The 20,824-nt window shown below is 66.1% G+C and carries 17 protein-coding genes and 1 other RNA gene; 5 read left to right on the top strand and 13 right to left on the bottom strand.

Annotated elements, in window-relative coordinates; all coding sequences use genetic code 11:
* Positions 1–9: 9 nt before the first annotated feature.
* The 4 genes from ACN2XU_RS18150 to ACN2XU_RS18135 all read right to left on the bottom strand — a co-directional run bounded on the left by ACN2XU_RS18150 (position 10) and on the right by ACN2XU_RS18135 (position 3,728).
* The gene (locus tag ACN2XU_RS18150; protein WP_419411879.1) at positions 10–1,671 is read right to left on the bottom strand and encodes a Y-family DNA polymerase; all 1,662 of its coding nucleotides are present in this window, start codon (positions 1,669–1,671) and stop codon (positions 10–12) included.
* Between the two features lie 132 nt (positions 1,672–1,803).
* Positions 1,804–2,181, bottom strand: coding sequence for a hypothetical protein (locus ACN2XU_RS18145; RefSeq protein ID WP_419411878.1), 378 nt, complete (start codon positions 2,179–2,181; stop codon positions 1,804–1,806).
* Positions 2,182–2,203: 22 nt separating this feature from the next.
* On the bottom strand, positions 2,204–2,977 hold the full coding sequence (locus tag ACN2XU_RS18140) for a DUF6478 family protein (RefSeq protein ID WP_419411877.1): 774 nt from the start codon (positions 2,975–2,977) through the stop codon (positions 2,204–2,206).
* 64 nt (positions 2,978–3,041) lie between these two features.
* Positions 3,042–3,728 carry a dihydroxy-acid dehydratase gene (locus ACN2XU_RS18135; RefSeq protein WP_419411876.1) on the bottom strand — a complete coding sequence of 229 codons (687 nt, stop codon included), beginning with the start codon at positions 3,726–3,728 and terminating at the stop codon, positions 3,042–3,044.
* Positions 3,729–3,998: 270 nt separating this feature from the next.
* On the opposite strand from ACN2XU_RS18135, the gene ACN2XU_RS18130 reads away from it, so the two are divergent.
* Genes ACN2XU_RS18130 through ACN2XU_RS18120 form a run of 3 tightly spaced genes read left to right on the top strand, consistent with a single transcriptional unit; the run spans position 3,999 to position 9,350 of the window.
* Complete coding sequence (locus ACN2XU_RS18130; RefSeq protein ID WP_419411875.1) at positions 3,999–6,209, top strand: SH3 domain-containing protein; 2,211 nt, start codon at positions 3,999–4,001, stop codon at positions 6,207–6,209.
* 37 nt (positions 6,210–6,246) lie between these two features.
* Positions 6,247–8,622, top strand: a complete 2,376-nt coding sequence (locus ACN2XU_RS18125; protein ID WP_419411874.1) for a DUF4384 domain-containing protein — start codon at positions 6,247–6,249, stop codon at positions 8,620–8,622.
* An 11-nt stretch (positions 8,623–8,633) separates the two neighbouring features.
* Positions 8,634–9,350: an OmpA family protein gene (locus ACN2XU_RS18120; protein WP_419411873.1), complete on the top strand. Its 717-nt coding sequence runs from the start codon at positions 8,634–8,636 to the stop codon at positions 9,348–9,350.
* A gap of 236 nt (positions 9,351–9,586) precedes the next feature.
* Here ACN2XU_RS18120 and ACN2XU_RS18115 read toward each other — a convergent pair whose 3' ends face one another.
* From ACN2XU_RS18115 to nudC, 4 genes are all read right to left on the bottom strand, one after another.
* Entirely contained in the window at positions 9,587–10,984 is a 1,398-nt protein-coding gene (locus tag ACN2XU_RS18115; protein WP_419411872.1) for an FAD-binding oxidoreductase, read from the bottom strand.
* Positions 10,981–11,775 carry a DUF4198 domain-containing protein gene (locus tag ACN2XU_RS18110; protein ID WP_419411871.1) on the bottom strand — a complete coding sequence of 265 codons (795 nt, stop codon included), beginning with the start codon at positions 11,773–11,775 and terminating at the stop codon, positions 10,981–10,983. The genes ACN2XU_RS18115 and ACN2XU_RS18110 overlap by 4 nt, the downstream gene beginning before the upstream one ends.
* A 149-nt stretch (positions 11,776–11,924) precedes the next feature.
* The gene (locus ACN2XU_RS18105; protein WP_419411870.1) at positions 11,925–12,392 is read right to left on the bottom strand and encodes an SRPBCC family protein; all 468 of its coding nucleotides are present in this window, start codon (positions 12,390–12,392) and stop codon (positions 11,925–11,927) included.
* Between the two features lie 63 nt (positions 12,393–12,455).
* Positions 12,456–13,424 carry an NAD(+) diphosphatase gene (nudC, locus tag ACN2XU_RS18100; RefSeq protein ID WP_419411869.1) on the bottom strand — a complete coding sequence of 323 codons (969 nt, stop codon included), beginning with the start codon at positions 13,422–13,424 and terminating at the stop codon, positions 12,456–12,458.
* A gap of 192 nt (positions 13,425–13,616) precedes the next feature.
* Here nudC and ACN2XU_RS18095 point away from each other — a divergent pair, with 192 nt between their 5' ends.
* On the top strand, positions 13,617–15,626 hold the full coding sequence (locus tag ACN2XU_RS18095) for a bifunctional 2',3'-cyclic-nucleotide 2'-phosphodiesterase/3'-nucleotidase (RefSeq protein ID WP_419411868.1): 2,010 nt from the start codon (positions 13,617–13,619) through the stop codon (positions 15,624–15,626).
* Here ACN2XU_RS18095 and ACN2XU_RS18090 read toward each other — a convergent pair.
* Positions 15,595–16,701, bottom strand: a complete 1,107-nt coding sequence (locus ACN2XU_RS18090) for a THUMP domain-containing class I SAM-dependent RNA methyltransferase (protein ID WP_419411867.1) — start codon at positions 16,699–16,701, stop codon at positions 15,595–15,597. The two genes, ACN2XU_RS18095 and ACN2XU_RS18090, sit on opposite strands and share 32 nt — an antisense overlap.
* A 93-nt stretch (positions 16,702–16,794) precedes the next feature.
* Between ACN2XU_RS18090 and ffs the strand changes: the two genes are divergently transcribed.
* An RNA gene (gene ffs / locus ACN2XU_RS18085) (signal recognition particle sRNA small type) lies at positions 16,795–16,893 on the top strand.
* A 435-nt stretch (positions 16,894–17,328) separates the two neighbouring features.
* Here the strand turns inward: ffs and ACN2XU_RS18080 are convergent.
* The 4 genes from ACN2XU_RS18080 to ACN2XU_RS18065 form a co-directional block, all read right to left on the bottom strand.
* Positions 17,329–17,790 carry a hypothetical protein gene (locus tag ACN2XU_RS18080; RefSeq protein WP_419411866.1) on the bottom strand — a complete coding sequence of 154 codons (462 nt, stop codon included), beginning with the start codon at positions 17,788–17,790 and terminating at the stop codon, positions 17,329–17,331.
* Between the two features lie 16 nt (positions 17,791–17,806).
* A complete protein-coding gene (locus tag ACN2XU_RS18075) occupies positions 17,807–18,316 on the bottom strand; it encodes a protein-tyrosine phosphatase family protein (protein WP_419411985.1) in 510 nt (169 codons plus the stop codon).
* 4 nt (positions 18,317–18,320) lie between these two features.
* Complete coding sequence (ypfJ, locus tag ACN2XU_RS18070) at positions 18,321–19,157, bottom strand: KPN_02809 family neutral zinc metallopeptidase (protein ID WP_419411865.1); 837 nt, start codon at positions 19,155–19,157, stop codon at positions 18,321–18,323.
* 133 nt (positions 19,158–19,290) lie between these two features.
* Positions 19,291–20,817, bottom strand: coding sequence for an ankyrin repeat domain-containing protein (locus tag ACN2XU_RS18065; RefSeq protein ID WP_419411864.1), 1,527 nt, complete (start codon positions 20,815–20,817; stop codon positions 19,291–19,293).
* Positions 20,818–20,824 lie beyond the last annotated feature (7 nt).

Here is a 20,824-nt window from a genome sequence, read left to right as displayed (position 1 = left end):
TTCGGCTTTTCACGCAAACTCACCCTGACAGAACCACCCGGACGACTGCGCCCCGCCATGAGCGTAGAACAGCCAGAGCCGCTCACCCTTGTCCGTCTCCACCCGCCAGTAATCGCGCGGACCCGAACGCCATTCGGGGTCCTCCAGCCACCATTCCGGCAAGATCCGCTCCGGCCCCGTCGCGGCCAGCACACCGAACGTGCGCCCGCGCCAGCGAAACTCGGCGCCCAGCCGTGGGCGGTCCGGCGCCATCACCGGCTCCGGCCGCCACAGTTGCAGGGGGCGACGCACCGGCAGGGCGGGCCAATCCTGCGCAGGCTCGGACCACGCGGCCGCCACAACCTGCGCGCCCTTCTCCGGGATGTGGCTGTCGCCGGGATGACGGCGGGTAATCGCCTCCATGCCGATCCGCGCTGACAGCCGGTTGAGCAGATCCTCCGTCGCCGGGCCGACCCCGCCTTCCTGCCGCGCCCGCCCCCGCGCCGCTGCGACCTCATGGCCCGCGATGGTGCGCTCGTGAATCATCTCGTGCTGCACCGCCTCCAGCCGCAGCATGTCGATGCCGGACCCGGCGTCGATCTCTTCGATCTTCATACGCAGCAGGGGCAGGATGCGCTCCGGATCGTGCCCCGCCACCGCCAGCTTCAGCGTCAGCCATTGCATGGTGTGATCGGCCCGGTGCGCCTCCAGGCGCAGCACCCGCACCCCGCGCCCCGCCGCGCGCAGCCTGTCGCACAAGGCCCGCGCCAGGCGCTCCAGCGCCGCCTCCACATCCTCCGCCAGCCCGATGGGGTCAGGCAACGACAGCCGCGTGGAAAACCGCTCCGGCGGGGTGGCCGGGCTGACCGGTTCGGGGGCGCTGCCCACGGCCTTGTCCAGCTGATCGACCAGCCCCCGGCCAAAGCGGCGCGCCAGCCCGGCACGCGGCATGCCGATGAGGTCGCCCACCGTGCGCAGCCCCAGCCGGTGCAGCTGTTCCTGCGTATAGGCATCGAGTCGCAGCGCCGCGACGGGCAGCGGGGATATGGCGCTCCAGCTTTTGCCGACCTCGGCGATATGGCCTTCCGGCAGCGCCCGCGCCGGGGCGCCGGGCGGCAGACCGCCGCGCTCCCAATGCCGCCGTTTGCCCGCGCGCGCGCGGGTGGCCCGCGCCTCTTGATCAATCGCATCGCCGGAGCGGTGGCTGCCCACGTCCTGCGCCGTATACCGCGCCAGCGCCCAGGCCGCGCCCAGCGTATCGGCCAGCCCGAGCCGCACCGACAGGCCAAGGTTGGCACAGTCCTGATGCACCTGCGCCGCCAGCGCCTCCTCTCCGCCAAAGAGATGCGCACAGCCCGTCAGATCAATCACCAGCGCATCCGGCGGCTCCGAGCGGACCCAGGGCGAATACCGCCCGGCCCAGCGGTGCAGCACGCCGAGAAAGGCCGCCTCGCGGTGCGCAATGGCCGCGCGAGTGACCAGATCGGCGCACATGGCGTGGGCATCGCGCAGCGGCTGGCCCCGGTAAAGCCCCGCCTCCGTCGCCTTCTGCGACAGCGAAGAGACCACCTGTGCCGGCCCCTCCTCTGCGACCGTGACAAAGGGCATATCGGCAAGCCAAGGCTCCGCCCGGATCAGGCGTTCAGCGCCAAGGCGCGGGAACCAGAGCGAGAGGATACGGCGGTGGGGCATGAGCGAATGGCAGTTTGTTCGCTTTTTGTTCTAAAGCGGGGAACACGAAGAGTCGAGTCCCGGAGCAGCGTTCCCTGATCTCGGTCCAAAGGTATCTTGATTGCCGGTTTCAGGCTGTCCCCGGCTTGCCGCTTACATCGTCTCCAGGCAATGCCGCCGGAAGGCGCGTTTGAGCATATCCAGCTCGGCGCGCAGCAAGTCCATTTCGGCCCGGATATCATCCCCCAGCACCTCCCCCGCAATCAGGGTGAAACTGTCCAGCAAGGTGTCTGTATTGGCGTCAAGGATCAGGAAGGTCTGCACCCCGTCACCCACCGCCTCCAGCGGCACCGGGATCTCCAGCGCCCAGCGACCGCCGCCGCTGACCTCGGTCACCATCACGCCATGAAGCGGTTTGTCATGCAGGGTTACGGCGATCTCCGGCGCACCCGCATCCTTGACCGATGAGGTCAGCAACCCCTCCCACACGCCTTCGCAAAAGCGGGTCTTGGTCAGTTCAAAGTCACTCATGCCCGAGGGCTCCCTTCACGCGTCACAGTTCCGCCCGCTTGCGGCGGCTGAAGGTCAAATCACGCAGCACCACCTGGTTCATCTGCGGCCCTTCAAAGATCAGGTCCAGCCACATGCGTTCGATGCGCTTTTCATTCAGCTTGGTATAGGCGAGGTCGAACTCCACCCGGATCTCGTCCTGATGCAGGGGCAGCTCGCGCACGATCTGCTCCGTGTTCGGCCCGTGCTTGATGTTCAGCCGGGCAAAGATCTCCAGCCGCTTTTCCATCTCCACGATGGTATCCACCCGGATCAGGTGTTTGCGGGTCAGCCCCCGGTGCGCCGTTTCCGGCAGGTCGATGGCCAGCGACAGGTAAGAGCCGTCAAACCGGAAGACATCCATGCGCAGACCATAGGCCGCGAGGTCCGCCGCGCGCGTGTTGCGCAGCTGGCGCAGGGTGAGTTCCGATTTGGCACAGTCGTGAAACAGCGTCGCCTCGCGGCCCAGCATGCTCTGTGACTTGACAGAAGACATGCCCGGCTGCGCGAGCGGCCCGCACCAAAGATCGGGCCGCCACGCCCAATCCGCATCCTCCGGGCGCGGGAAGGTCTGATTGCCGATCACCGGAAGGGCCAGCCGCCCATCGGCCACATGGATCAACGCGTCGAGCTGCGCCTTGACCCGGCGGGCCAGGGCGCGCTGGCGGCGCAGTTCCGGCAAATCGGTCACGGGGGCCGCCTTGGCCGCCTGTGTCCAGCGCCGCAACGCCCCGAGGTGCAGGGCGCGTGTCAGAATTCCACGCTTCTCGCTTGTCATCGAATGCCCCATGGTCTGCCTCTGCCCCGGGTCCGGCCCACCGGGTTTCAGGATTGCCGCAGTATTATGGCAAATCCTTCGGATTGAATAAACGACCAAACAAACCGCCCGGCTTTTTCGGCGGCTGTGTTGCCGCCGCCGCAGGGGCTTGCGGAACGACCGGATCGGTGCGCGCAGCGCTCAGTGCGGTGATCTGATCCTTGACCTGGCTCAGCATCCGTCCACCACGCGCGGCGGCATACTCGCTGCCCTGCGGTGCGTAGAGTGCCAGCATCACCAGACGGCCATTGAGCACGAAGGCCCCGCGCCAGTGCCGTGGATCACCACCATCAAGCCTGTCTTCGCCGCCACGATCAAGATTGGCCGTCAGAAGCCCGCCTGTGGTGCCGCTGGCCAGCAGCCGCGCGCCCTCGGTCTGGGCAAAGCCCTCGGCACTGGGCAAGTCGCTCCCGGCCCCCGCGCGGCCCACCGTCACGGTGACCAGAACCGGCTCGACCCAAAAGCCGCTGGCCCCCTCCGAAAGCGCCTGGCACGAGGCGATCAGCGCAAAATTGCGTGCCGCACCACGCGACAGCGTTCGCGGGTCGATGCAGTAGCCCTCCGGTCCGCTGACCGTTACGGTGCCATCGGCCAGAACCGCGCGAGTCAGTGGCGCCGGAGCGCTGCCACCGCCAAGCCCCCCTGCCTCGCAGCCGGCCAAAGCCAGAAGCATCGCACCAGCCGCCGCCAAGGCCCGCCGCCGACCAGCCATCACACCGCGCCCGCGCACGGTTCGGCCCAACGGTCCGTTCCGATCTTTGTCATCACGCCGCGCGGGCCTCCTACCAGGTTAACGGTGACTTGTGGAATAGCGAACGCGCGGGGATGGGGCAAGTGTCAGGTGTGATTGAAGAAAAGCCGATCCGCACCCCCATCTGCCGGAACGCAACAGCTTCACCAGGTCGGGTTTTCCCACGTTGACAGAGCGGCCCCCGCCCACTGATCATGCCCCGACTGCCGAAATCGGACTGCGAGGGACACCGTGAGACATCTGATCAGCCTTGCGCTTGCCGCCATTGCGGCCCTGCCCCTCGCCGCGCCCGTGGTGGCACAGGACTTCGTCGGGTTCGATCGCGGCAGCTTTGGCCGGGTGGTGCTCAACCGGCAACAAAGCGCTGGCGTGGCCGACATGGAGTACGAAATGTCGGTCGGTCAGTACAACAATGAATCCATCCAGAACTATTCTCCACAGAGCGTCTTTGCCCGCATGGGACACGCCGTGGGTCGGCTCGATATCCTGACCGACAGCGGCATCTTTCCCTGCACCGCCTTCATCGTGTCGGACAAATACATCCTGACCAATTACCATTGCGTCCCCGGCATCCTTGACAACGCCCAGGCCAAGGCCACCCGCATCGACGCCGTGCAATTCGTAGCCGGGTACACGCAGCAGGGCGTGGAGGAAGGAACGCGAACCTATGTCGTCTCGCCAACGCCGGTCGAGGCGCACAAGGATCTCGACTATGCCGTGCTGGAGGTGATGGGAAATCCGAGCGCCGATTACGGAACGCTGATGCTCTCCGACCGGGTGCCGGAGGATGGCGATCCCTATTGGGTGATCGGCCATCCCATGGGCGAGGCCCAGCGCATCAGCCGCGAGAAATGCAAGGCCAACCGACCCGCGCTTTCCGGCCATCAGCTATTGCACACCTGCGATACCCTGCCGGGCAATTCCGGCTCGCCGGTGATCGACGCCTCGCTGCAGCAGGTCATCGGCCTGCACCACGCAGGCAGCAAGCGCGACGCGGTGAATTTCGCCATCCCGATGAAGGACATACTTGGTCGCTCCGAGGTGCTTGTCGCGGCGCTTTCGACGGGCTCCGGAACCATCTCCGACGCGCCCTCAGGCCCCGCCCCGACCCTGCCCGGCATGGATGAAACCGCCAGCGCCGGCACGCCGGACACCGCCATGTGCGACGGCCTTTACAAGGAGGCCAAGGATCTCGGCCAGTGCTTTGGCTTTGAGGCCTACCTCAGCCTCTGCGAAGGCCATCCCTACGCGGTCTTTGCCAAAGGTTTCGTGAGCAGCCAATGCGGCGATACCGGTACGGATACCGCCTCCAACGACACCGCAGCCCCGACCTATACGCCGCCGGAGCCGGCATACACCCCGCCGCCCGCGCCGACCCACCTGCGGCCATGGTGCAGCAGTTCCAACCTGAACGGCACCGAACGCACGATCTGCAACGATGCCTATCTCGCCGGGCTGGACGAGGAAATGACCCGCGCCTATGGCGCACAGAACCACACCTCTGCCAGTGCCCAGAGCGGCTGGCGCACCGGCACCCGAGACGCCTGCGGCAGCGATGGTGCCTGCATCGGACGCGTGACGCTGGAGCGGATCGCCTGGCTCAGGGGGTCCGGCGCGTCCCAGTCCGGCGGCGGCAGCGGGTACAGCATCCGCCGGGGCAACTACACCCTGTCGTCCACGCAATGCTACATCATCACCGCCTCGCGCACCTCCGTTTCCGACGCGCAGGCTTTCATCCGCCAATGGTTCCCGTCCAACGGCAATGCGCGCATCTTTCAGGCCACCAACGGATACTATGCCGTGGCCTATGAAACCGTCGCGCGCAGCCGCTCCGATGCGCGCCTCGCCCAGCTGAAGTCCCAGGGCGCTATTCCCGGCGACAGCTATTGCTCGCTTGGCAACCGCTACACGGCGGAGGTCGTGCGCAGCGGCGCCAGCGCCCCGGCCCCGTCGGGGCGCACCATGTATGTCGACAACAACTCCGACATGTCCCTCAACGTGCGCAGCGGTCCGGGCACCAACAACAGCATCCTGACCGAAGTGCCCTCCGGAGCGGCGGTCCAGGTCGTCGGCACGTCGGGGCAATGGTCCCACATCACCACACCCTCCGGCACGCTCGGTTGGGTGTATTCCCCGCTGCTGACCTCGAACCGCCCGGCGGCCCGCAAGACCTGCTCCGGATGGGTTGTCGGCCTGAGCCCGATTTCGCAATACAACCGCAGCACCGGCGCGGGCTATCTCTCCATCCGCAGCGAGCCGAGCACCCGGTCCGGCAAGAAGCTGTCCGAGCTCTACCTCGGCGACCGCGTCACCGTGCTTGCGCAGAATGGCAACTGGGCGCAGGTGCGCTGCGCCTCGGGCCAGTGCAGCAACCCCTATCAGGGCATCGGCGGTGCAACTGGCTGGGCCGCGAAAAAATACCTCAACATTCAATGCAATTGATCAAGGCAGGCCCCGCGCCGCCCGCAGGAGACATTTGATGAAGACCCGCCTTTTCGCATCCGCCCTTGCCCTTCTCGCTGCCCCGGCCCTGGCCAATGACGCCATGCCCCTGCCCGCCGACGCCACCGCGCTCGAACAGCAGGTCTATGCCACCCTCGACAAGCATTGCGCCCGCTGCCATCAGGAGGGCGCGCTGAAGGAGGGATTGACCAAGGCAAAGTCCGGGTTCAGCCACGTGCTCGATCTGCGCCGCCTGGCGCAGGACACCAAGTTCGTGGTGCAGGGTCAGCCCATCGGCTCCAAGCTCTATGACGTGATCGGCGAATACAGCTTCCCTGCCATGCCGGATGACTGCACCACCTCCGACTGTTTTCCCACGGATGCGGAAATGAAAGCCGTTTCCGACTGGATCACCGAGCTGGCCAATCAGGCGCCACCCCCTCGCGACTTCGTGCCGATGGCGGATCTCTTCGCGCTGGCGCAGGCGGACCTCGCCGCGCAACCCACGAACAGGCGCGGGCAGATCCGATACCTGTCGCTGCGGCCGCTGCACAATGACACCGATGTGACCACAGAAAACCTCGAAGGCTATACCGCCGCGACGGTCAAGTTGATCAATGCGCTGTCCTGGAACCCCACACCCTACACCTTCGAGCCGGTGGACCCCCATGGCGTGCTGATGCGCGTCTACCTGCCACAGATCAACTGGACCCCCGAAACCTGGACCCTGCTCGCGTCGAAATACCCCTACGCGATGACGAGCAAGACGGACCCGAACCTGACCCAACTGCAGCAGATGGCCGGGACACCGGTGCCGATCATCCGCGCCGATTGGTTCGCGGCCACGGCCTCCGTCTCGCCGCTCTATTATGACCTGCTCGGCCTGCCCGACACGGTCGCCGGACTTGAAGACCGGCTCACCCTCGACATGCAAGCGAACATCCGCAACGGCCAGGTGGTGCGCGCGGGGTTCCAGAATTCCGGCGTCTCCAGCCACAACCGCCTGATCGAGCGCCACGCCATCGGGACCGGCTTTTTCTGGACCTCCTACGATTTTGCCGGATCGAAAGGGCGCCAGAGCTTCTTTGAAAATCCCCTCGGCCCGGTCGGCGCGTTCGAGCACACCGGCTATGGCAACAATCACGCTTTCGTGCACGACGGTGGCGAGTCGATCTTCACCCTGCCGAACGGCTTTCACGCCTACTATCTCAACACCGCCGAAGGGGTGCGGCTTGATGTTGGTCCGATCTCCATCGTGCGCGACGACGATTATTCCGACGGCACCGGAGAGGTGGTCAACGGCATCTCCTGCATGTCCTGCCACTCCAAGGGCATCCGCCTGAACGAGGACAAGGTGCGCGATGTCGCCATGGCCGATTTCTCGCTGCCGCCGGAGGCGCGGCAGGTGATTGATCAGATCTACCCCGGCCAGGATGAGGTGGCGAGATATCTCGCTGCCGACACCCAGCAGTTCTTTGCCGCCATGCGCAGTGCGGGCCTCGACCCGGAGATCACCGCAGGCGGGCTTGAGCCAGTCCGGGGCCTCTTTGTCTACCACGTCGACCGCTTTATCAATTTCGCGCAGGCCGCCAATGAGCTGGGTCTGAGCGAGGAGACCCTGCGTCAGCGCGCCGCCTTTGTCGGCACAGACATGGCGAGCCTGATCATGCGGCTCGACCAATCGCCCATCGCCCGGGATGAATGGACGGCGGCCTATCCCGCGCTGCTCGAAAAGGTGACCGAATACCGGCCCATTCTGCCCGCTGAGCGCGCGCCGACGGCGCTGTCCGCCTCCGTCTCGAAGGTGCTCTCGGGCACCAGCTACACCCCCCCGGCCCCGGCGCAAAAAACCGCCGCCACCCCGACCAGCTACGCCGATGCGGCGCAGGCCACACCCTATGCCCCCGGCCAGCACAGCGCCCCGGCACAAAGCCACCTGACGGTCTACACCGACAAACCCGCCTACAAGGTGGGAGAGGGGCTCAAGATCATCGTCGAGCCGAAACAGGACTGCCGCCTGACCCTGATCAACATCGACGATCAGCGCCGCTCCTGCGTGCTCTACCCCCATCCCGCCCTGCCCGATGCAGTTATCCCGGGCGGCAGCCAGTATGTTTTCCCGCCGCGCGGCTCGCTCAAGACGCAATATGTCGGGGTCGAGACCATTCTCGCCATCTGCAACGGCGGGGTGCAGGCCATTCAGGCCGAAACCCGCGACACCTCGCAGGTATCCTGTGACGTCTCGCAGAACGCCTCCGGCGTGGGCCGCTATGAAACCGTGGTCAACGAAGTGCTGGCGCTCGACCTTGGCGATGAACAGCAGACCCTGAGCGGCGCGAGCTTCAAGGCCGTATCCACCCACAACCCCGACGTGGCCAAGGCGCAAATCTCTGCGCCGGTCACCGCGCACTGACGGAGGCCGCGATGCGATCCCTGCTTGCCCTCGCCCTGATCGTGCCGCTGTCTGCACAGGCGCAGACCGGCGAGATTTTCATCCCCGGCACCACAGAGGCATTTCAGCCCCCCGCCGCGCCGCAAAGCGCGCTCGCCGCCTGCCTGTCCGAACCCACCGCCGCCAATTGCGCCGCCGTGTCGGACAGCGCCGAAGGGCTGGCCTTCGAATCCGCGACTGGCTCCGCGATCCAGTTCGAAACGCTGGTGCTCGACCTCGATGATGGCGCGGTGACGGCCCAGCCCGCGCCACCCGCGCAAACGCCGGATTACACCGCGCCCCCGCCAAGCAGCGGCAAGGTCGCCCTGCCTGCGGTCGCCGTCACCATCGAATTCGACTATGACAGCAGCGCCGTGCGCGGTGATCAGATCGGCAAACTTGCCAGCCTGATCAACGCCTTTCAGGATCCGGCGCTCGGGGGAGCGGCCTTTGCCATCATCGGTCACACCGACGCGGTTGGCTCCGATGCCTACAACTGTGATCTCTCGCGTCGCCGCGCCGCATCCGTGACGGCTGCTCTGACCGGCGGCTATGTTACCCTGCCGCTCTATCCGGTCGGTTTTGGCGAGCATGTTCTCAAGAACGCCTACGATCCCCGCGCCGCCGAAAACCGCAGGGTCACCTTCATGCGCCTGCCCGCCTATCCCGAACAGGTTCTGGCCACTGCCGGGGCGGTCTGCGGCTACTGAGGGCTGGCAGGGGCCACTGCGCGCCTGACCGCTCAGATTGCCATCAGCCTCTGACAGGATTTGCGCAGGCCATCGCCTGCCGCCTCACCGTCAACGACACCGCTCGCGAGGCCGGGACAGCGTGGCGAGGGTGGCCCAGCTCCGTCGTTGCCCGGACCGGCGCGGTATGACCCGCGCCGCACGGACCTCCGGGCGCATCTCACGCATGGAGCCGCAAGCGGGACCTCGGTCTGCTCTCAGGGTATGACCTTGCCGGGGTTCAGGATGCCTTTCGGATCGAACGCGGCCTTGATGCCGCGCATCGCCTCCAGCGCGACGGGGTCCTTGAAGCGCGCCATGGCGGGCCGCTTTGCAATGCCGATGCCATGCTCTGCCGAAAAGCTGCCGCCCAGCGCCAGCGCCTCTTCTTCGACCGCTTCCATGATAGCGTTTCGCGCCTCTCCCGTGGCCTCGGTCCAGACCGAGTAGTGCACATTGCCATCACCGAGATGGGCAACCACGATTCCCGCCGCATCCGGGTCCATGGACGCGAGGCGCACATCCGCCCGGCCGAGAAAGTCGACCACCTTGTCGAGCGGCACCGCCACATCGCAGATGATTGCCGGGCGCGAGGTACAGACCTCCGCCGCCGCCTCGCGCATCGCCCAGAAGGCCCGGCGCTGGCTTTCGGTCTGCGCCACCACGGCGTCGGCCAGCGTTTCCTCTTCAAGCATCTCGCCGAGCACCTCTTCGAGATAGGCGGCAATCGGCGGCTGCCCGTCCGGCCCCGGCGCCGCATCACGCGGCGCGGTGGCGCCCAGTTCGATCAGCAGCGTAACCTCCTGCGGCGCCTCAAAGGGCAGCCGCGCCTCCGGATGAAGCCGCGCATATTCCTCGACATAGCGGCGCGGCATGAATTCGAAGGCCTCCACCTGCCCCGCGGTCACCGCCTGCAATCGGTTCAGAAGCCCGAGCGCATCATCAAGATCCGCCATCCCGACCAGTGCAGTGGCATAGGCTTTGGGCTTGGGCACCAGCTTCAGCACCGCCGCCGTGATGACGCCCAACACCCCCTCGGAGCCAATCATCAGGTTGCGCAGATTGAGCCCGGTGTTGTCCTTGTGCAGCTCGCTCATCAGGTCCATGACCCGTCCATCGGCCAGCACCACCTCCAGCCCCAGCACCAGATCGCGGGTATTGCCATAGCGCAGCACGTTGGAGCCGCCCGCATTCGTCGCCAGAATACCGCCAAGCGTGCAGGACCCCTGTGCACCGAAGGTCATCGGAAAGCTCAGATCCTGCGCCTCCGCCGCGTCATGCAGGGTGCTCAGGATCACGCCCGCCTCGACCACGGCCAGACGCGCTTCCGGGCGGATCTCGCGGATCGCGTTCATCCGGTCGAGCGACAGCATCACCGCGCCCTGCGCTTCGGTGCCTCCCGAAAGCCCGGTATTGCCGCCGACCGGCACCACGGCCAGGCCTGCCTGATGGGCCACACGCAGCACCGCCGCAACACCGTCGCGGTCCGCAGGGCGCACCACACAAAGCGGCGTCCAGCGGTAATTTCCGGTCCAGTCCCGGCACCAGGGCGCCATGTCATCGCCAGTCAGGACATGGGCGTCGCCCAATGCGTTGCGCAGGTCTTCTATGCTCATTCAGGCACCTCGAAAGTCAGTGACGCCCAGAGGCTTTCCCAAACCGGGCCATCCTCTTCGGCGGGTTCGATCTCGCGCATGACAACGTGATCGACAAGGTAAAAATACCCCGGTTTGAGATCGAGCACCGTGCGCCCGGCATCATCGGTGCGGTACTTGCGGATCGACACGTCACCATCGGGGGCCTGCTCGAACAGCTCGACCTGAACATCCGCGCGCGGCGCCCCGTTGTAGAGCGCCCGCACCGGAAAACCGCCGGACAGATCATCGGTATACGGGTTGGCCTCTGCCACGATTTCCACAGCCAGCCCCACCTCCCGGTCCGCACCCGCGCCGTCACCCACGGCGATCAGGCTCTTGGCATGGCGGGAATACAATTCGCGCACCCGCTCCTTGGTATAGCCGCGCTCCAGGTGGCGCTCCAAAGCCCAGCGGAAATCCTTGTGGGTGCAGAAGGTTTCGAACTTTTCCCAGCTGTCATAGGTCAGCTTGTACTCGCGGGTGACATGCACGATCACCGCCAGCCCGTCATCCGGGGCGGCCATGTTCAGCGCCGGTTTGTCACCGCCGCGCCCCGTCACCTCGGTGACCGTGTCGCCCATCACCACCTCGAAGCGGGTGAAATTCGGCGGTACAAAGGAATAGGCCGGTCCCTTCAGGTCGGAGCCGACCCGAATGTCCGCCTGCAACGTGCCGCCGCTTGGTATCTCCGGCGCAACCGGATCGATCCAGAATTCATGGGCGGACAGGGGCGTCGCCAGAAGCGTGGCGGCCAGGAACAGAAATCTCATCGGCGTCTCCTTTGACGGGAACCTACTGCGGCTTTGATCCCGATGGTAGCCTGCACAGGCAGCGCGTCATCCGCCGCCAAGGTCACGATGCTGTAGGCACGGCCGCCGCCGCGCGCCGGCCCCAAATACTCTGTTCTGATATGGATCGTTCAGCCGTGGCTTTTGAGCTTGAGTTCGAGATCACGCGCAAAGCCCGCCATCTTCGCACGAAACCGCTTGTCGATACCGCCCTTGGCCAGCTTCATCGACTGCACCATCAGACGCGCCGAGAGCGTCTTGGGCTGCAATTCCGTGGCAAATGTGATCCGCGTCCGCGAGCGCGACAGTGCGACCGTCTCGATCCGCGTTTCCGCCTCCAGCCCGCCAGAGACAGAGTGAAACACCATCTGCTCCGGTGCGGCGAAATCGGTCAGTGTGATCTCCGCATCCCGCGCCTTGCCGCGAAAGGAGAATCCGGCCACCCATGTCATGCCCGGCTCCGGCGTCGCGGCATCGCCCTTGCGCTGCACATCGACGCCGCGCCGCATGGCCTGCCGTTCGACGGCCTCGAAATCCGACAATTCCGCGAACACCCGGTCGATCGGAGCTTCGATATCTTCGCTTGCTTTCAGTTGCATGTGCCTGTGCCCTCTTGTCCTGCCGTTATGGCTTTATACCCGAATTTTGGCCAGATGTTGGCCTCAGTCCAGACGATCCGCAAGCCAGTTGCGCAGCAGGAAATGCGCAATCGCTCCGGGCCGAGCCGGAAGCATGTCGGTGCGCAGTCCGGCAAACACGTCCGCCAGCTCTTCCCGCGTGACCCATCGCGCATCGTCAAGCTCCACCGGATCGACGCGGATCTCCTCGCTCACGGCTTCGCCATGGCAGCCGAACATCAGCGAGGACGGAAATGCCCAGGGCTGGCTCGCCAGATAGCGCACCGCCCCGACCCGCACCGCCGCCTCTTCATAGACCTCACGGCGCACCGCCGCTTCGATCGGCTCGCCCGGTTCGACAAACCCGGCCAGACAGGAAAACATCCCCTCCGGCCACCCGTGCGAGCGCCCGAGCAGACAGCGGTTGCCGTGGGTGATCAGCATGATCACTACTGGATCGGTGCGCGGGAAATGATGCGCGCCGCACTCGGGGCAGATGCGCTGCCACCCCGCCTGATGAATGACGCTGGCCGCGCCGCAGCGCGCGCAAAATCCATGCGATCCGTGCCAGTTCAGCATCGCCTTGGCGGTCGTGGCCAGTTCCGCATCGCGGGCGTTCAGCCGCGTCAGCATGGTGCGCAGCTCGCGAAACCGCTGGCCCGCGTCCAGCGCCGGATGCACCTGTTCGGAGGTGTCCGAAAAGCTGTTGCCAAGCGCCTCGTCCAACACCTCCGGCTCCCAGCCCGAAATATCGTGGGCAAAGACCGCCGCGCCCGCCTCGCGGCCCAGCAGCATCGGTGCCTCACGGGCTTCGGCCAGCACCGGATGATCCATGGGCAAGCGCAGGAGATCGAACATCGTCTCGCCCGCGATCAACGGCTTGCCGCGCCAGAGCACGATGCAGCGCGTCGCCGGTTCCTGCATGGCCGCCGCCAGCGCCGGAATATCGCTCCGAAGCTCTGCCGCCCGGTCAAGCCCGGAGCCGCCAAAGGTCACCTGCTCGGCAATTTTCATACCATATCCCCCGGAATTTTCGGCACCATGCCCGGCGCTTGCATGATTGGCAATTCACTGGCGAGAAAGAAAGTGATCGCCTGATGCGAACGGACAGTTGCGAGCCGGCACAAAGCGGGCCAAACTCGTATGGAGCGAACACGCAGCGACCGGCCGCAGAGCTGGCTAGACAGGGAAATTGGTCACGGACACTTGGTTACCGACCCGACCTCCAAGCCGATGAACGGCCCCGCCCCCATCACATCAATCCGCAGGAGCCCGCCTGCCGGACGGGATTCTTTCATCCTGCGCATCCTCGCGACCACGGACCTGCACGCGCATCTGACGGGCTATGATTACGATCACGACCGCATGGTGCCCGCCCGCGGCCTGAGCGTCGCCGCCAGCATGATCCGCCGGGCGCGGGCCGAAGCCGACGCCTGCGTGCTGTTGGACAATGGCGATCTGCTTCAGGGCAATGCGCTTGGCGATCTCATCGGAGAGGCTGCACAGGCTGACCGCCCTCGCCCTCACCCAGTGATCGCCGCAATGAATGCGCTCGGCTACGATGCGGCAACGCCGGGCAATCACGACTTCAACTTCGGAACGGATTTTCTCCGGCAGGCCATCGCCGATGCGGATTTTCCCTTTGTTCTTGGCAATATCGCAGTGTCGGGCCGCGCCGAGGACGCTCTGTGCCCGCGCTTTGTCATCCTCGACCGGAGCCTGACGGACAGCACCGGAGCACACCATGCCCTGCGCGTCGGGGTGATCGGTCTGACCCCGCCGCAATCCGTTATCTGGGACCACGCTTTGCTGAACGGAGGGCTGACCGCCACCGGCTTTGTCGAAGCCGCCACCGCGTTGATCCCGGCGGTCCGGGCGGCAGGCGCCGACATCGTGGTGCTACTGGCCCATACCGGGCTGGCGACGCAATGCTGTGATCATCCCGAAGAGAACGCCGGCGATGCGCTGAGCCGTCTGGACGGCGTCGATGCACTGGTGATCGGGCATCAGCACCGGGTCTTTCCCGCGCCCGACTATGCCGATCATCCCGGTGCGGACGTGGCGCGCGGGCTTCTCAACGGCTGCCCTGCGGTGATGCCCGGCGCCTACGGCGAGCACCTCGGCGTGATTGACCTCCAACTCGAAAAGGACTCGCAGGGCTGGCACGTCGTGTCGGGCAAAGCCGAAGCGCGCCCCGCCTCCCGGCGCGGCCAGGACGGCAGCATCACGCCACTGGCGCCGGAGGATCCGGCCATCGCGGCGCTCGCCGCGCCGACCCATCTGGCCACGCTTGACCGGACCCGCCAGCCGATTGGGCACAGCGCCGTGCCCCTCCATAGCCACTTTGCGCTGATCGGAGGCCCGAGCTGCCTGAACCTGATCGCTGAAGCCAAGCGCGCCTTTGTCGCCCGCCACCTTGCCGGGACCGAAGCGCAGTCCATACCGGTACTCAGCACCGCCAGACCGGTCAAATGGGGCGGTCAGGGTGATCCGGATTTCTTTACCGACATTCCCGCCGGTCCACTGAGCCTGCGCAATGTCACGGATATGTACCCCTACCAAAACGAGATCCGCGCAGTGATGATGACCGGTGCCGGAATCCGGGAATGGCTGGAACGAACCGCGGGCCAGTTCAACCAGATCACCCCCGGCCAGACCGACACCGCCCTGATCGACGCCAGCGTGCCCAGCTATCAATTCGACCTGATCTTCGGGATCAGCTACCGTTTCGACATCACGCAGCCCAAACGCTATGACGCCGCCGGACGCCTGATCCGTCCCGGCGCGTCCAGGGTCCGCGACCTGCGATACAAGGGCACCCCGGTTGCCCCCGATCAGCGCTTTGTCGTTGCAACCAACAGTTTCCGCAGCGATGGCGGCGGCAATGTCGAGGTGGTGGCCCGCTCACAACCGGTTCTGAAAGACCGCAAGCTCATCCGTGGTGTGCTGTCCGATCATATCCGAGCCGCCGGCGTGGTCGCCCCGGAGCCGGCTGTACCATGGAGCTTCTATCCGATCCCCGGAACCACGGCGCACTTCCGCACCGGGCGCAACGCCCGGCCCGAGGACCTGCCCGCCTCGCTGCACACGCGGATTCAGGACATCGGCCGCGATGCCGACGGGTTTCGCCGTTTCCGCCTGAGCCTTGACGCGCCGCAAGCGGTCAACGACGCCGCGCCGATCCTCAGCCAATCGGCCCGGTCTGGTAGAGCCTGATTTTCAATCCGCCGTGCGGGATCGGCTGCGACACGGTCGAAAACGTCAGCCCGGTTGACTTGGCCAGCCCCGGATCGCTGGTCACCATGCCAAGCCGCCAGCCCGCAAAGCGCTCGCGCGCGACCTGCCCCAGCGCGCCATAGAGCGCAAACAGCAGCTTGCGGTTTCCGATGCGCGCGCCATAGGGCGGATTGACCATGATCAGCCCCGGCGGGCCGTCCGGCCGCTGTACCTCGCTGACCGGGCAGCGGGTGAACTGGCACACATCCTGCACCCCGGCGCGTTGCGCATTGGCCTGGCTCATGCGGATCGCGCCATCGTCGCGGTCCGAGCCATAGAAGGTAGGCGCGGCCCCGCGCGGGGCCGCCGCCTCCTTCATCGCGGCCCAAGCCTGCGCGTCGAAACTGGCGAAATCCTCGAAGGCGAACTGCCTCGAGCGTCCCGGTGCGAGGCCCAGAGCGATTTCCGCCGCCTCCAGCACGAAGGTGCCGGAGCCACACATGGGATCGAGCACCGGCCGCGTGCCGTCAAATCCGCACGCGCGCAGGAACAGCGCCGCCAGCGTCTCGCGCAGGGGGGCCTTGTTCACCGCCTCCTTGTGGCCGCGCCGATGCAGGGGCGCGCCGCTGGTGTCGAGGCTGAAGGTGACAAGATTGTCGTCGATCCGCGCCATGATCCGTATCGGCGCATCCTCCGCCAGCGGAACCCCGAGCGTTTCGGTGATTGCCGTCTCGATCCGCTGTTTCGCGGCGCGGTCGTGGTAGATCTTCGACGCCTTGCAGCTCACCTCCACCCGCACCGGGATGTCGGGGCGCAAATGCGCCGCCCAATCGAATTTACGCGCCCGCTTGTCGAGCTGCGCCAGGTGAAAGGCGCGGAATTCCCCGATCCGCGCCAGAACCCGGCTGGCCCCGCGCAAATGCAGGTTGGCCTGCCAGACCGTGCGCCAGTCCCCGCGAAGCGTCACGCCGCCGGGCACGGCCACCGGGGACGGCAGACCGATGGCCTCGGCCTCCGCCTTGAGGACAGGCTCAAGCCCCGGCAGGGCGGCGAGAAAGATTTCAAATGGCTCCATCCGCCCCGATTAGCGCAGCGCAGAGGCGGGTGCGAGGGATTTCGCATCACTTCGACGGTTGAAACCGGCGCGCCGCTGCCTTACATGGCGAGTCGAGGGGTTGGCGCGGGCAAGCGCCTCGCCAACCTGGTCAGGTCCGGAAGGAAGCAGCCACAACGAGCCCCGCTTGGGTCGATGTCCAGCCTCTCACCTTTGCGCCCTGATGGGTCGCTCTCAAAGCCGCGCCTTCGGGTGCGGCTTTGTCCGTTTCGCGGGCCAGCGCACGGTGCCCCAAGGCTTGATTAACCCCTTGGGCGCATCCTCGCCTGCGGTTGACCACACAAAGACAGGATCATTCTCCCGAAGCCTTTCGGGATCGCGATTCCAACGGTGACGCGGGCCATGCCCGCAACAGGAGGCAGGGATTGGCACCCCTGACGTTCGATCCGCATCTGGCGGCCGCCCTTTTTTGAAATGCCCAGAACGACAAGAGCATGACGCGAACAGTCGACACCGGTTTTTCGCGAACCACAATGCCGCAACCAGCGAGAGCAGCGCATCCCCGCCCGGCCGCAAGGCCGCTGGCGGGCAGCCGCCTGTGCAAAGGCCTTTGGTGTTGAGCGGCCATTCAGCGCATCCCCGCCCCCCTCACGGGCAGATGATCGTTGTCCCGCGCCCGCAGTTTTCCATGATCAACGGGTTGGTGCGCACCGCCTGTACCTTCTGATCCTGCGCCGCCGCCGCCGCCTTCTGCGTCTCTTCCTGCCGCGCCGCTTCGGCTTCCGCCTCGGAGCGCGCGCGTGCCTCGCTGATCCTTGCGAGGGAGGCGTCCAACTCTTCCAAGTCGCGGTCGATGTTTTGATCGAAGACCAGCCGGAATCCCTTGTGGCGCACCTGCTGAAGCCGATTTAGATCCGCCTGCTTTTCCTCGAAACTCATGGTCTCACTGACCATGATCGACAGCCGCATCTGGTCCAGCGCCATAAAATACTCATTCTCGGCAGTGGTCGCCTGCTTTTGCGCATAGAAAGTGCCGCCCGCCCCGATCGCGACGCCGATCAGCCCGGACAGGCCGATGCTCCAGAAGGACGCTCCGCCGGTCTCGCTCATCGCCGCTCTCCCAAGGTCAGTCGTTGTGCCGCACGAAAACCGCCGGTTGCCGCTGTGCCTTCAGCGCCCAGCGCATCTGTTCGTCCGTCTCGATGGCGCAGGGCCGCACGCCGCGCAGGCGCTCCAGCGCCTCGTCCGGAGCCTCGCCCGCCTCGATCATCAGCCGCAGCGCCACCATCCCGGACCGGCCACAGCCGCCCCGGCAATGGATCAGAACCCGGCCACCGCCGAGCAAGGCCCGCCGCGCCCGCTCGGACACCTCGGGCCAGTCGTTCTCGAAATTGGCATTCGGCACGTCATAATCGCGCACCGGCAGATGCACCCAGCGGGTGCCGTGATCGACGATATCCGCGCCGAGCTTCTGCGCCCCGGCCTCGAACAATTCGACATTGGTCACCAGCGAGATCACGAAAGCCGGAGTCCAGCTTGAAATGTGTGCAAGATCCCCGGCGTAATCGCCCCCGGCCCCCGGCAAAGGCGAGAGCGCAAGGATGCCTCCGCCAACCGGCAGGGCGTGGATCACGATATTCTCAGAGATTGCGCGCTCCGAAGGTGTCACAGTCGCGAACCTGCCCGCTCTTGTACCCGGTCGCGAACCAGCGTTCGCGCTGATCGGATGTGCCATGGGTAAAGGTGTGCGGCTGCGGCACACGGCCCGCCCGGCGCTGCAGATAATCGTCGCCGATCCTGCGTGCCGCGTTCAGCGCCTCCTTGAGATCGCCGGGCTCCAGCAAGCCATCGACCTTGGAGGCCCAGACCCCGGACAGGCAATCGGCCTGCAACTCCAACCGGACCGTCAGCGCGTTTGCCTCGGTCTGCCCGGCCGCCTGCCGCGCCTGATTGACCTCGCCAAGAATACCAAGTTCGTTCTGTACATGATGCGCCACCTCGTGGGCGATCACATAGGCCGCGGCGAAATCGCCCCCCGCGCCAAGCTGCTCCGAGAGAGTCGCGAAGAATTCCGTATCGAGATAGGCCTTTTCGTCCGCCGGACAGTAGAACGGCCCCGTCGCGCCGGAGGCATTGCCGCAGGGTGACGCCGTCTGACCGGCAAACAGCACCAGAACCGGCGGATTGTACTCCATATTCAGTTGATTGGGAAAAACCTCGCTCCACACCGCTTCGGTCGTGCCCAGCACCCCGGCAGAGAAATCCGCCGCGAGCTCTTCGGCGGCGGTCAGATCACGCGGGCCGCTCTGCTCCTGTGGCAGCCCCTGCAGCAGCGGCGTCACATCAATCCCCGCAAAATAGCCAATCGCCAGGACCACAAGCAGCCCGACACCGCCAATCCCGGCGGTGCCCCCACGCACGCCGGAGCGGCGCCGGTCTTCGATGTTCCGGCTTCTGCGGACACCCTTCAGTCTCATGACACCCCCTTTACGCATCACTCAGGCGCTTCAAATGATACACAAACCGGCGTCACTGCCCATAGGGATAAAAGACCCCATCCTAAAGAATTCCCCCGCCGGACCGGACCGACGCGGCGGGGGGGGGCTGCGTTCAGACAACCTGCCCTGGATGCGCCTTGGCCCAGTCCTGCAAAAAGGCCGAGACATCGGCCCGCCCGGCGCCGCGCAGCGCCGCCTCCGGAAGCGCGACCCCGGCCTCCAGCACCAGCCGCAGACAGGCGATGTAATCCCCTTCCTTGCGTCCGGGGTTGTTCTCCGAGCCATGCAGGATCGTCGACAGCAGCGTGCCGCCATAGGCGTTCACATGGCTCAGATCCGGTTTGAGCGAGAGCAGCCACGCCAGCACGTCCGGCAGGCCGCTCCACCCTGCCGCCTGCACCGGGGTGATCCGCTCCGGTCCGGCCGGCTGATCATAAGGCAGACCACGCGCCACCAACGCCCGCATCTGCGACAGGCGGTCCGCCATATGCACCATCTCGCGCAGCAGGTTGGCGAAGGCCTCCGGCAGCTTCGCCGGGTCGATGAACGGCCCGTCCCGGCCCTCGACGGCGGCAACCAGCGGCTCTGTCTCCGGCGAGATCGAGGTCGCGCCGCCCGCGTCCCGGATCGCCTGCGCCACCGCATCGCTGCCGAAGACCACCGCCATCTCGTAGGCCGTCACGCCCTTCCAGCGCAGGGCCGGGTCCGCCCCGGCTTCCAGCACCAACCGCGCCATTGCCCCGTCACAGCCACGCCGCGCCACCTGATGCAGCGCCGGAATGACCACCGGCGCCTCACCCCCCACCGGGGCGGCGTTGTAATCGTCCACCCGCGCGCCATGATCCAGCAAGAGCCGCACCGCGCCGTGGTCATTGAAGTCCATCGCCCGGAACAGCGCATTGGTGCCCTTCGGGTCCGCGCCCGCCGCCAGCAGCATCCGCAGGCCATCGTGATGACCCAGCTCCGTCGCATGATACAGCGATTCGCCATCGTTGGGGTCCGCGCCGTGATCCAGCAGCCAGCGCCCGAGAACCATGTTGTTCGCATGGCCGATCGCGCCATAGAGCGCCGACAACAGGTGATCGTCGCCAGGCTGGTGCGGGTAGCCGTCGTTCACGTCGGCGCCATGGTCCAGAAGCAGTTCCGCCACCGCCAGCATGTCCGCTTCCAGATCCGGCCGCGCATGTATCCACTTCGAAAAGCAAAGATGCAGGATCGCAGAGCGTGGCCCCAGTCGCGCCACCGCCAGTTCGGGCTTTCGCGCCAGCGCCGCCGCCACCGCCTCACGCTGGTACAGGGCGCATTGCAGGCCGAAGAGCCCGTCCGCAAGGTCCGGAAACCGTTCGAGCAGCGCTTCGGTGCGGGCATTCTGACCGTGGAACAGCGCGATCTTAAGCTGTTGCTGCGCCGTCGCCCGGTCGAGGCCGAGCGTTTCAGCCGCCAGTTTCAGCTTCGGCCAGCTGGCAAAGCCGTGCTCCTGCGCGATCACATGCAGGAAATCCGCCCGCCCCAGCGCCTCAGGTGGTTTGCCCGGCGGATGCTGCCTCAGCCGCTCCACGGCCCAAGGCTCGCGCGCCTGATAGCCGCGGTGCAATCGCTTGGCCGCAAAACGCAGCCCATCAAGGGAAAGATCAGTCATGATCCGG

The organism is Pacificoceanicola niger, from assembly GCF_048553275.1.
GTDB lineage: Bacteria > Pseudomonadota > Alphaproteobacteria > Rhodobacterales > Rhodobacteraceae > Pacificoceanicola.
The sequence above is the reverse complement of the archived record's forward strand: the minus strand, read 5'-3'. Positions and strand labels throughout refer to the sequence as shown.